The following is an 11,977-nucleotide window of genomic DNA, read 5'->3' as shown; positions in this document are numbered from 1 at the left end:
CCATCTAGTTGCTCGAACAGCATTTGTGAACGGCGCACCAGATACGAAAAGGCTCCCCACACTCCGGGATTACCGGACAGGAGGAGCCATTTCCTAACGCGCAGAGCGGCCCGAGCGAACGACGCACGGGCCGCGAAACGCCTTACTGCTTGCTGTCGATATAATCGATCGCGTCCTTGACGGTCGCGATCTTTTCGGCAGCGTCGTCGGGGATTTCGACGCCGAATTCTTCTTCGAACGCCATCACCAGTTCGACGATGTCCAGGCTGTCCGCGCCCAGATCGTCGATGAAGCTGGCGTCCTCGGTCACCTTCTCGGCTTCAACGCCCAGATGCTCGACGACGATTTTCTTTACGCGATCCGCGGTCTCACTCATGAGTGGTCCTTCTTACTGGGTATCGTTGGTGGTTCTGAATAACCGTTAAGGCATTGCCCTAGTGCCAAGCTCCGATAGAGGCAAGAGGCAAGGCCGCCAAGCCCCTTCATGCGATCGCACAATCATGGGGCCATAAAAATCGCCCTTTTCGCGCATGATAACGGTCTATTTACCAAAATTTCAGCGACTTCGTGCGAGGGACGAGGGCATGGCGTCCCTCCCCTCCCCCGATTCATGCGTCACGCATGCCCGCGTGCGACTGACGGCGATTTTGGCACTGGCGGCGACCGTCATCGGCTTTCTTGCCCTGTTCGCGACCGCCCATGGTACGGTAGATTCGTTCGGCCGCCCGCTGGGTACCGACTTTTCCAACGTCTGGACCGCAGGCTGGATGGCCGATCATGGCCGCGCGGTGCAGGCATGGGACTGGCCCAGCCATTATGCGGTGCAGAAACAACTGCACCATGATCCGGCCATCCCCTTTTACGGCTGGCATTATCCTCCGCCCTTCCTGATCGTAGCCACGTTGCTGGCGCAATGCCCCTATGTGCTGGCCCTGATTATCTGGCAGGGCACGACGCTGGCGCTGGCGCTGTGCCTGGTGCGGCGGATCCTGCCGGACGACCGGGACGCGCTGCTGGTCGCGCTGGGCGCGCCGGTGGTATTGCTGTGCCTGGGCCACGGCCAGAATGCGTTCCTGACCGCCAGCCTGCTGGGCACGGGCATGTTGCTGCTCGATCGGCGCCCATGGTTGGCCGGGATGCTGCTGGGCGCCCTGGTCTATAAGCCGCAATTTGCCGTGCTCATCCCGGTGCTGATCCTGGCGCGGGGAAACATGCGGGCCTTCCTCGCGGCGGGACTGACCGCGACGGCGCTTTGCCTGTTGACCATGGCCATCTGGGGCTGGCCGGTCTGGCAGGCTTTCCTCGATTCCCTGCCGCTGACCCGGCATATCGTCATAGAAGCGGGCGATACCGGCTGGGAGAAGATACCCAGTCCCTTTTCCGCGATCCGGCAATGGGGCGGTTCGATCCCCCTTGCCTATATGGTGCAGGGCGCGGTTACCGCGATCGCCGTGGCGGCCGCCGCCCTGGCGGCGCGACGCGGATCGATGGAGGTCCGCGGCGCCGCCGCGCTCAGCGCGGCATTGCTCTGCACGCCCTATGTGCTCGACTATGACTTCGTGCTGCTGGGCGTGGCGATCGCCTTCCTGTGGGCCGACATGCGCAAGCGCGGCACTTTGACATGGGAACCCAGTTGGCTCGCCTACGCCTGGATCGCGCCTCTGTTCGGCCGGTCTCTGTCGGACCTTGCCCATGTGCCGATCAACCTGATCGCAGCCATCGCCATATTGGTGCTGGCGATGCGGCGGGCAGTGCTGCTGGATGGACTGACGCTGCCGAATGTCGGAAAATTACGGCTCATCTGATCCTGCCCCTCCTTTTCGAGCATGACCGACGCACATGTCGCCAGTCACCCTGAAGAAAGAGGGGCATTGAGGATAATCAGATCATCGCCATGCCGCCATTGACGTGCAGCGTCTGGCCGGTGACGTACCCCGCTTCCTTGCTCGCCAGATAGACGACCGCCGCGCCGATATCGTCGCCGCTGCCCAGGTCGCCGGCCGGAATCTTGGTCAGGATCGCGCCCTTCTGCGCATCGTTGAGCGCATCGGTCATGGCCGAGCGGATGAAGCCGGGCGCCACGCAGTTGACGGTGATGCCGCGGCTGGCCAGTTCCTGACCCAGCGACTTGGACATGCCGATGATGCCCGCCTTCGACGCGCAATAATTTGCCTGTCCCGGATTGCCGGTGACGCCCACGACCGAGGTGATGGAGATGATGCGCCCGAAGCGCGCCTTCATCATCGGCTTGGCGGCCGCGCGGACCAGGCGGAAGGCGGCTTCCAGATTGACGGAAATGACATCGCGCCATTCCTCATCCTTCATGCGCAGGATCAGGTTGTCGCGCGTGATGCCGGCATTGTTGACGAGGATGTCGATCTTGCCGCCCAGCGCTTCGACCGCCTGCGGCACCAGCGCATCGACGGAGGCCGGATCGCTGAGGTTGCAGACGAGGGTCTTGTGGTCGCCGCCCAGTTCGGCGGCGAAGGCCTTCAGCTTCTCCTCATTACTGCCCGACAGCGCGAGCGTCGCGCCGCGCGCCGCCAGCGCCTTGGCGATCGACGAACCGATCCCCCCCGAAGCGCCGGTCACCAGCGCGGTCATGCCTGTAAGGTCGAACATGTCTCTTATTCCCTATTCTGTCAGAAAGCCGCCAGCGCGGCCTCGATATCGTCCATCGTCACGATGCTGCGCACGGTTGCGTCGGGGGCGATGCGCTTGACCATGGGGCCGAGCACCTTGCCACCTACTTCCACGAACTCGGTCACGCCCGCGTCCCACATCGCCGCGACGGATTCGCGCCAGCGGACGCGGCCCGTGACCTGCTCGACCAGACGCGCCTTGATCTCTTGCGTGTCGGCGATCGGCGCGGCCAGAACATTGGCATAGACCGGCAGCAGCGGCGCGTTGATCGTCGCTTTGTCCAGCGCCTCCTCCATCGCTTCGGCGGCGGGCTGCATCAGCGGGCAGTGGAAGGGCGCCGATACCGGCAGCAGCACGCCGCGCTTGATGCCATGGTCCTTCACCATCGCCACCGCCCGCTCGATCGCGCCGCGATGACCGGAAATCACCACCTGCGAGGGGTCATTGTCGTTGGCGACGGTGCAGACTTCGCCTTGCGCCGCGGCGTCGGCCAGTGCCTGCGCCTTTTCGATGTCGGCGCCCAGCAGCGCGGCCATCGCGCCCTCGCCCACCGGCACGGCGGCCTGCATCGCCTGACCGCGCAGCTTGAGCAGGCGCGCGGTGGTGGCGATGTCGAACGCCTCGACCGCGCAAAGGGCGCTATATTCGCCAAGCGAGTGACCGGCGACATAATCGCCCTTGTCGCTGAGCGAAAAGCCGCCTTCCTTCTGCATCACGCGCAGCGTGGCGATGGCATTGGCCATGATTGCGGGCTGGGCATTCTCTGTCAGGGTCAGGTCGCTGTCCGGCCCTTCCACCATGATGCGGAACAAATGCTGCGACAGGGCGTCATCGACTTCCTGAAACAACGCCTTCGCCGCGGGGCTGGCGTCCGCCAAAGCCTTGCCCATGCCCACCGACTGGCTGCCCTGCCCCGGAAAAAGAAATGCCCGCATGATTATCTCCAATGCAGCGCGCCTGCCGAAAAGCGCTGCAATATAAAATCGTTACACTTTGAGACATAAATGTCATTGAGACGTACATGGCCCTGCGGCAGTCAGAGCATGGACGTCCGCCATCTTCTTGCGGGATGGCGCGTGGCGGCCCCTTTAACGATGACGGAGTGCTAGGAAAAGGTGCGATATCGCTTTGCATGGATCAGCGGGACGGCGCTCATGCTGTCTGCCTGCGCAGCGGGGCCGAATTATCACTCGCCGCAGACGAGCGCGCTGGGCGTACCGGACAGCTATAATCAGGGGGCCGGCGCCCTATCAGGGGCTGCACTAAGCGACACCGATCTGGCGACCTGGTGGACGCGGCTCAACGACCCGGCGCTCAGCAGCCTGATCGACAATGCGATCGCCAATAATCTGGACATCGTGCAGGCGCAGGCCCGGTTGCGGCAGGCGCGCGAGAGCCTGCGTCAGGCCAATGCCAGCTTCCTGCCGCAACTCAGCGGATCGGGCAGCGGCGGGAAAAATTACCGCAATCAGGCCGGCGGCACCCGCGTCGATGACAGCGGCAACGTGATCAGCACCGGCGCGAGCAACTGGTCCAGCACCTATTCGCTGGGCGCCAATGCCAGCTGGCAGGTCGATCTGTTCGGCGAATTGTCCCGCTCGTCCGAAGCCGCCCGCGCCGATCTCGCCGCATCGGGATATGATCTCGCCAATGTGCGGATGACCATCATAGCCGAACTGGTCACCAACTATGTGCAGGCGCGCCTGGCGCAGCAGCAGCTGACGATCGCGCGTGAGACGCAGGCGGTGCAAAAGGATAATTATGACATTGCCGGCTGGCGCTTGCAGGCCGGCCTCGTGTCGTCACTGGACGAACAACAGGCCAAGGCGCAGCTGGCCCAGACCAACGCCAGCGTACCCCAGCTGGAAGCCAGCCTGCGCGGCAGCCTCAACCGCATCGCCGTGCTGACGGGCCAGGCGCCGGGCGAAGCGACCCGCGCGCTGGAAACCGCCGCGCCCATTCCCTTCGCCGACACGCAGATCGCCACCGGCATTCCCGCCGACACGCTGCGCCAGCGGCCCGATGTGCGGAGCGCCGAGCGGGCATTGGCGGCGGCGACGGCGCGGATCGGGGTGGCGCAGGCGCAGCTTTATCCCTCGCTCGGCATCAGCGGCAATATCGGCACCACCTCGAACGCCTTTAAAGATTTGTTCAGCCTGATCACCGGCGGCGTCTTCGGCAATGTGGCGCAGACCATCTTCGACGGCGGCCGCCTACGCTCGCAGGTCCGGTCGCAAAAGGCCGCGACCGACGCCGCCTTCGCCGCGTACAAGCAAAGCGTGCTCGGCGCGCTGGAGGATGTCGAAAATGCGATGGCCTCGCTCGACAGCGCGCGGCGGCGCAAGGTCGAATTCGCCACTGCCTATGAAGCGTCGAACAATGCCGCCATATTGGCGCGCAGTCAGTACCAGGTCGGCCTGATCGACTTTCAGACGCTTTCGACCAGCGAGACCAGTTTATTGAACGCGCGCAACAGCCTGGCTTCCGCGCAATCCGACGAGGTTCTGGCCATCGCCCAGCTTTACAATGCGCTGGGTGGCGGCTGGCAGAACATGGACAATCGCCCCAATGAGCAATGATGTGACCCCGGACAAGGATCTGAGCGACTTCCTCGGCGAAAAGCCGCAGAAGCCATGGCGCAAATGGGTGATCCGGGGCGGCGTGGGCGTCGTCCTGCTGATCCTCATCCTGCTGGTCGCGCGCTGCTTTTCGGGCGAGGACAAGCCCAATTATGCGACCCGCGAAGTGCGGCAGGGCGACCTGACCGTCAGCGTCTCCGCCACCGGCAATTTGAAGCCGATCAATCAGGTCGATGTGGGGTCCGAACAGTCGGGCAAGATCACGGCAGTCTATGTCGATGTGAACGATCGCGTGACCAAGGGACAGAGGCTGGCCGAACTGGACACCCGCCGACTGGTCGACACGGTGAACCAGAACCAGGCACAGGTCGCGTCCAGCCAGGCCAGCGTCGCGCAGGCGCAGGCGCAGGTCGCGCTGGCGAAAGCCACGCTCGACCGGCAGGAAAGCGTGTTCAAACTGTCGGGCGGCCGCGTGCCCGCCAAGACCGAAATGGATTCGGCCCGCGCCGATTATCAAGGCGCGCTCGCCAATTTGCGGTCGGCGCAGGCGCAGGTAAATGTCTCCCGCGCGCAGCTTTCCACCGCCCAGACCAACCTGTCGATCGCCCAGATCGTCTCGCCCGTGAACGGCGTGGTCCTGTCGCGCGATATCGAACCGGGGCAGACGGTCGCGGCATCGCTGAACGCGCCGGTGCTCTTCACGCTGGCCGAAGACCTGACGCAAATGGAAGTCGAAGTGTCGGTGGACGAAGCCGATGTGGGTCAGGTGAAGGAGGGCCAGAGCGCCAATTTCGCCGTGGACGCCTTCCCCGGCCGAACCTTCCCGGCAAAGGTCACGCGGGTCAATGTCGGTTCGAATGCGTCGAGCAGCAGCAGCTCGTCTTCGTCCAGCACGACCACGACCAGCAGCACCGGCACGGTGGTCGCTTACACGGCGGTGCTGTCGGTCGATAACAAGGATGAGACGCTGCGCCCCGGCATGACCGCGACGGCCGACATCGTGACGCAGGAGCTGCATGACGTTCTGCTCGTACCCAACAGCGCGCTGCGCTTCAAGCCCAGCGCCGCCGGTCAGGGTGGCGGCATCACCAGCGTCCTGCCCGGCCCCGGCCGGATGCGGCGCGGGGGCGCCAATCGGCAGGTGAAGTTCGGCGCCGGCAGCAGCCAGACCGTCTATGTCGTGGGCGAGGATGGCAATCCCAGGGCGATGCAGGTGACGGTGGGCGCCAGCGACGGATCGCGCACCGCCATCACCGGCGGCGACCTGAAATCTGGTATGCGCGTCATCACCGGCCAGTTGGCGGCGGGGCAACAAGTACCGGTCGAGGATGACAAGGCCGAAGCGGGCGCCGATCGGAAGAGCGACCGCCGCAACGCCAATCCGGCCGCGGACGGCACCCCTGCCAGTGTCGGCAAACTCGGCAATTCGGGCGATGCCGCGCCGCAGACGGCACCGGTTGCGCCGTCGGGCGGACAGGCCGCGCCTGCCGCAACGCGCGGCACCGGTCGTCAGAGCGGAACCTGACCCCCATGGGCCCCCATCCCGTCATTTCCTCGCCCATCATCTCGCTGCGCGGCGTCACGAAAGTCTATGGCGAAGGGCCGACCGCGTTTCAGGCGCTCAAAGGTGTCGATCTCGATATCCAGCAGGGCGATTTCGTCGCCGTCATGGGGCCGTCAGGATCGGGCAAGTCCACGACCATGAACATATTGGGCTGCCTCGACGTGCCGTCTGGTGGCACCTATTTGTTCAAGGGCCATCATGTCGAGGTGCTGGACCGCGACCAGCGGGCGCTGCTGCGCCGCCGCTATCTTGGCTTCGTGTTTCAGGGCTTCAACCTGCTCTCGCGCACCACCGCGCTGGAGAATGTCGAGCTACCCCTGCTCTATCGCGGCGAGGACAAGAAGCTGCGCTACGAGATGGGCATGGCCGCGCTCGACAAGGTGGGCCTGAAGGACTGGTGGGATCATACGCCGGCCGAACTGTCCGGCGGCCAGCAGCAGCGCGTCGCCATCGCCCGCGCCATCGTGACCCAGCCCGACGTGCTGGTGGCAGACGAACCGACCGGCAACCTCGATTCCCAGCGATCGATCGAAATCATGGAATTGCTGACCGATCTCAACAAGAATAGCGGCATCACCGTGCTGATGGTGACGCATGAGCCGGACATGGCCGCCTTCGCGCGTACCATCGTCCACTTCCGCGACGGGCTGGTCGAAAGCATCGAAGCGGGGGTGACGGCATAATGCTGGGCACCACCGTCATCCTCGCCTTTCGCGCGATCAACCGGCACAAGCTGCGCAGTTTCCTCACGACGCTTGGCATCATCATCGGCGTGGCGGCGGTCGTCACCATGGTGACGCTGGGCAATGGCGCGACGGCGGCCGTGCGCGAACAGATTAGTTCGCTGGGCGCCAATGTGCTGCAATTGCGCCCCGGACAGGGCTTCGGCCGCGGCGGCGGCGGGCCGCGTCCACCCGACTTCAAGGAACGCGACCTGACCGCCATCGAAAACCAGCTGACCGGCGTGCGCGCGGTGGCGCCGGTGGTCCAGTCGAGCGGCACGGCAATCTACGAAGGCAATAACTGGTCCACCACCGTCTATGGCACCACATCGGCCTATTCGGAGGTGCAGTCGTGGAAGGTGGCGGACGGGCGCCTGTTCCTGCCGGAGGAGGAGGAAGCGGGCAAATCCGTCTGCATCATCGGCAATACGGTGCGCACCAACCTGTTCCAGGGCGCCGAGCCGGTGGGCAAGCGGATGCGGATCAAGGGCGTATCCTGTCAGGTCGTGGGCGTCCTCGCCACGCGCGGACAGGGGGGCTTTGGCGATCAGGACGATGTCGTCGTCATGCCGATCAAGTTCGTGCAGCGCCGCTTCACCGGCGACCGCGACATCAGCCAGATCATGGTCGCGGTGGACGATGCCTATGACACCAGCACGGTACAGGCCAGCCTTGAGGAGCTGATGCGCGAACGGCGCAAGATCAAGACGGGCCAGGAGGATAATTTCAACGTCTTCGACACCAAGCAGATCAGCGACACGCTGACCGGCACGACCACCATCCTGACCCAGATCGTGGGCGCGGTGGCGGCGATTTCCCTGCTGGTCGGCGGCATCGGCATCATGAACATCATGCTGGTATCGGTGACGGAACGGACGCGGGAAATCGGCATCCGCCTCGCCATCGGCGCGGTCGCGCGCGAAGTGCTGATGCAGTTTCTGGTAGAGGCGATCGTGCTATCCTGCCTGGGCGGCCTGATCGGGCTATTCCTGGCGCTGATCGCTTCGCTCGCCATCGCGCCGTTGATGCAGGTGCCCTTTCTGTTCGACCTGAAGGTCAACGCGATCGCCTTCCTCTTTTCGGCGGCGATCGGCGTGGTGTTCGGCTATTTCCCGGCGCGGCGCGCGGCGGCGCTCAATCCGATCGACGCGCTGCGGCATGAGTAGAGGCGTTGGGTAGAGGCTGATTTGGGCCATTTGCGGACTTATCGCTGTCCTTCCGATCTGTACCATAGCCATCACCCCAGCGCAGGCTTGGGTCTCAGGCGGTAGTAGAAGGAGGCCAGCCGTCTTGCGCTATCCGTCGACGCAATGTGCGCCTGCCTGGGATCCCGGCTTTCGCTGGGATGACGCTATCCAGGGCATTACACTCAAAACCCGCCGATCCCCTTCCCACCCAACCCTGCCCGTTACACTTTCCGACAAAGTCCCCTCCTCCCGGCATAATCCTGCGACATCCCTTTCCTAATGCCCTTCATGCCGCCACCCCGGCGGCGCGGAAGGAAGCCCCTCATGAAGACCATCGCCCTTAGCATCGCCAGCAGCGCGCTGGTCCTTGGCCTTGGCCTATCCGCCATGGCGGCAGCGCCCGTCGGCGGACCCAACCCGGTTATCGAGGGCAAGGACAAACCCATCCTGCTCGCCCGCATGGTGGTGACGGCGACGCCGCTGCCCCACTGATCGCCGTTCATATCGACGCCCAGGCCTCGCAGTCCATGCTGCGGGGCTTTTCGATTCAAGCACTCGCAAATCCCCGCCATTCCATCCTTCCTGAACAACAGTTCAGCTTAAATTTCAATTTGTTACAATTTCCGACAATCTTGGCCTCTGCGCGACACATCAGCGCGACAAGCACCGCCTATCTCTGTCTTCGACGCCACGGAAAAGGCGCCCGTAACAAGGCAGAAGGAACCAGATATGTTCAAGAAGATCATCATGGCCCTGGCCACCACCACCCTGGTCGCCAGCCCCATCGTCACCGCCCAGGCGCAAGCCGCCCCCAACCGTCACGAGGTCAGCCGCACCACCGTCCAGCACAAGGCCAATGGCCGCACCGTGGTGAAGAAGCAGACGGTCGTGCGCAAGGATACGCACCGCCGCTGGGCCAAGGGCCAGCGCTTCGACCGTCGTCAGGCCAGCAACTATCGCGTGATCAGCAACTATCGCGACTACCGCCTGTCGGCCCCGCCCCGTGGCCAGCAGTGGGTTCGGTCGGGCAATGACGCGGTGTTGATCGCCATCACCAGCGGCCTGATCGGCGCCGTCGTCGGCAACGCCATCCGATAAGGGCCTATTTGGAAGTGCGCCTGTGGCGCATCCGCACCGGCCCGCACCCATCCATTGAAAGCGCCCCGGAGCTCCCCGCTCCGGGGCGTCGGTGCGCCTAGACCAGACCGGTTAGATAATAGAGTGCGATCACCAAGAAGACGGTCAGCGTCTTGATGATCGTCAGCGCAAAAATGTCCTTATAGGCCTGCCGATGGGTCAGGCCCGTCACCGCCAGCAAAGTGATCACCGCGCCATTATGCGGCAGGCTGTCCATGCCCCCGCTCGCCATGGAGGCGATCCGGTGCAGCACTTCGCGCGGAATGCCGGCCGCATCGCCCGCAGCCGCGAACTGCTCCGCCATCGCGGCGAGCGCGATCGACAGGCCGCCGGACGCCGATCCGGTAATGCCCGCCAGCGACGTGACGGTGATCGCTTCATTGACCAGCGGATTGGGAATGGCGCGCAACGCATCCTTGACGATCAGGAAGCCGGGCAGCGCCGCGATGACCGCGCCGAACCCATATTCCACCGCCGTGTTCATGCCGGCCAGCAAGGCGCCGCCGACCGCCGCCTTCGATCCTTCGGCAAAGCGCTGCGCCACCGTGCGGAAGGCGAAGAGCAGGATCGTGCCGATGCCCAGCAGCAGTGCGCCCTCCACCGCCCAGAGCGCCGACAGCTGCGCCACCTTGACCGCCACCGGCTCCGCCATGCCGGGCAGCGACAGCGTCACATCCGGCCCGCTCACCCAGCGCGGGATGGCCAGCGTCAGCAGCAGATTGCCCAGCCCCACCACCACTAGCGGCAACAGCGCGATCAGCGGATGGACGCGATCCGCCTCGTCCCGCTGTTCAGGTTCGTTCACCAGCGTTTCGGGCGCGCCATAGCCCTCCCCCGCCGCCAGCATCGCCCGGCGTCGCCAGCCCAGATAGGCAAGGCCGCTGACCGCAATGAACAAGGATCCGATCAGCCCCAGCACCGGCGCCGCCCATGTGGTGGTGCCAAAGAAGCTGGTCGGGATGATATTCTGGATCTGCGGCGTGCCGGGCAGCGCATCCATGGTGAAGGTCAGCGCGCCAAGGCCGATGGTGGCCGGCACCAGGCGTTTGGGAATGTCCGCCCGCCGGAACATCTCGGCCGCGAAGGGATAGACGGCAAAGACCGCCACGAATACCGATACGCCGCCATAAGTGAGCAAGGCCGTCACCGCCATGATCGCCGGGATCGCCCGGCCCGCGCCGATGAAGCCGATCACCGCGGTCACGATCGCGCGGGAAAAGCCCGATATCTCCACCAGCTTGCCGAACAGCGCACCCAGCAGGAACACGGGGAAATAGAGTTTCAGGAAACTACCCACCCGATCCATGAACAGGCCGGAAAAGGCGGCCGGAACGGCGGCCGGATCGGTCAGGAACACCGCCAGCATCGCCAGAAGCGGCGCCATGACGATGACGCTCATCCCCCGATAGGCGGCGATCATCAGCAATATCAGCGACAGTGCAGCGATCGCGACGGCCATGGCCATACCCCTCTCCCTTGTTCCGGGGAACAGCTTGGCCACCTCCCCGGCTTTAGGCAAGATAAGAGCAGTCAATGCTTGAAGGCCAAGCCGCTTGCCTTTCCCGCCGGTTTCGGCCATAGGCGCGCCTTCGCATCGGCTCCGGGGTGACTCGGCGTCAGCGCGAAGCATTGAGACGACAGCCGGAGGGGCGTTCCACATGGGGTGGGCGTCAGCGATCGGCCAACAGATGAGGCATGACATGGCTCTGTACGAGCACGTCTTCCTTGCGCGCCAGGATCTGGCACAGGCGCAGGTGGATGCACTGGCGGAAACCGCCACGAAGATCGTCGAGGACAATAACGGCAAGGTGACCAAGGTGGAAACCTGGGGCCTGCGTAGCCTCGCCTACAAGATCGCCAAGAACCGCAAGGCGCATTATGTGCTGCTGAACATCGACGCCCCCGGTGACGTCGTTGCGGAACTGGAGCGCCAGACGCAGATCAACGAAGACATCATCCGTTACATGACCATCAAGGTCGATGAACTGGAAACCGGCCCGTCGGTGATGATGCGCAAGCAGGACCGCCCCGAACGTGGTGACCGTGGTCCCCGCGGCGATCGTGGTCCCCGTGGCGATCGCGAAGATCGTGGCCCGCGCCGCGACCGCGAAGAAGCCCCGGCTGCTGAATAAGGAGATCTGAATC

Annotated in this window: 12 protein-coding genes; 8 read left to right on the top strand and 4 right to left on the bottom strand. The window is 64.3% G+C overall.

Annotated features, from left to right (window positions below; all coding sequences use genetic code 11):
* Positions 1-142 precede the first annotated feature (142 nt).
* The gene (locus tag AC07UX_RS02250) at positions 143-376 is read right to left on the bottom strand and encodes an acyl carrier protein (protein ID WP_007689016.1); all 234 of its coding nucleotides are present in this window, start codon (positions 374-376) and stop codon (positions 143-145) included.
* Between the two features lie 208 nt (positions 377-584).
* Here AC07UX_RS02250 and AC07UX_RS02245 point away from each other — a divergent pair, with 208 nt between their 5' ends.
* The gene (locus AC07UX_RS02245; RefSeq protein ID WP_495190394.1) at positions 585-1,805 is read left to right on the top strand and encodes a glycosyltransferase family 87 protein; all 1,221 of its coding nucleotides are present in this window, start codon (positions 585-587) and stop codon (positions 1,803-1,805) included.
* 76 nt (positions 1,806-1,881) lie between these two features.
* On the opposite strand, the gene fabG is transcribed toward AC07UX_RS02245, so the two are convergent.
* Positions 1,882-2,622: a 3-oxoacyl-[acyl-carrier-protein] reductase gene (fabG, locus tag AC07UX_RS02240; RefSeq protein ID WP_495190393.1), complete on the bottom strand. Its 741-nt coding sequence runs from the start codon at positions 2,620-2,622 to the stop codon at positions 1,882-1,884.
* 20 nt (positions 2,623-2,642) lie between these two features.
* The gene (gene fabD / locus AC07UX_RS02235) at positions 2,643-3,578 is read right to left on the bottom strand and encodes an ACP S-malonyltransferase (protein WP_495190392.1); all 936 of its coding nucleotides are present in this window, start codon (positions 3,576-3,578) and stop codon (positions 2,643-2,645) included.
* Between the two features lie 180 nt (positions 3,579-3,758).
* Between fabD and AC07UX_RS02230 the strand changes: the two genes are divergently transcribed.
* The 6 genes from AC07UX_RS02230 to AC07UX_RS02205 all read left to right on the top strand — a co-directional run bounded on the left by AC07UX_RS02230 (position 3,759) and on the right by AC07UX_RS02205 (position 9,793).
* Positions 3,759-5,222, top strand: coding sequence for an efflux transporter outer membrane subunit (locus AC07UX_RS02230; protein WP_495190391.1), 1,464 nt, complete (start codon positions 3,759-3,761; stop codon positions 5,220-5,222).
* Positions 5,212-6,747 (top strand): efflux RND transporter periplasmic adaptor subunit, encoded by a 1,536-nt coding sequence (locus tag AC07UX_RS02225; RefSeq protein ID WP_495190390.1) that lies wholly within the window; start codon positions 5,212-5,214, stop codon positions 6,745-6,747. The genes AC07UX_RS02230 and AC07UX_RS02225 overlap by 11 nt, the downstream gene beginning before the upstream one ends.
* A gap of 5 nt (positions 6,748-6,752) precedes the next feature.
* The gene (locus AC07UX_RS02220) at positions 6,753-7,469 is read left to right on the top strand and encodes an ABC transporter ATP-binding protein (RefSeq protein ID WP_495190389.1); all 717 of its coding nucleotides are present in this window, start codon (positions 6,753-6,755) and stop codon (positions 7,467-7,469) included.
* On the top strand, positions 7,469-8,674 hold the full coding sequence (locus AC07UX_RS02215) for an ABC transporter permease (protein WP_495190388.1): 1,206 nt from the start codon (positions 7,469-7,471) through the stop codon (positions 8,672-8,674). Before AC07UX_RS02220 ends, AC07UX_RS02215 begins: the two co-directional genes overlap by 1 nt.
* A gap of 345 nt (positions 8,675-9,019) precedes the next feature.
* Complete coding sequence (locus AC07UX_RS02210) at positions 9,020-9,187, top strand: hypothetical protein (protein ID WP_495190387.1); 168 nt, start codon at positions 9,020-9,022, stop codon at positions 9,185-9,187.
* Positions 9,188-9,424: 237 nt separating this feature from the next.
* Complete coding sequence (locus AC07UX_RS02205; protein WP_495190386.1) at positions 9,425-9,793, top strand: RcnB family protein; 369 nt, start codon at positions 9,425-9,427, stop codon at positions 9,791-9,793.
* 97 nt (positions 9,794-9,890) lie between these two features.
* On the opposite strand, the gene AC07UX_RS02200 is transcribed toward AC07UX_RS02205, so the two are convergent.
* Complete coding sequence (locus AC07UX_RS02200; RefSeq protein WP_495191759.1) at positions 9,891-11,291, bottom strand: GntP family permease; 1,401 nt, start codon at positions 11,289-11,291, stop codon at positions 9,891-9,893.
* A gap of 241 nt (positions 11,292-11,532) precedes the next feature.
* On the opposite strand from AC07UX_RS02200, the gene rpsF reads away from it, so the two are divergent.
* Positions 11,533-11,964, top strand: a complete 432-nt coding sequence (rpsF, locus tag AC07UX_RS02195; protein WP_495190385.1) for a 30S ribosomal protein S6 — start codon at positions 11,533-11,535, stop codon at positions 11,962-11,964.
* Positions 11,965-11,977 lie beyond the last annotated feature (13 nt).

It is taken from the genome of Sphingobium sp. GW821-FHT02B05, from assembly GCF_059421905.1.
The sequence above is the reverse complement of the archived record's forward strand: the minus strand, read 5'-3'. Positions and strand labels throughout refer to the sequence as shown.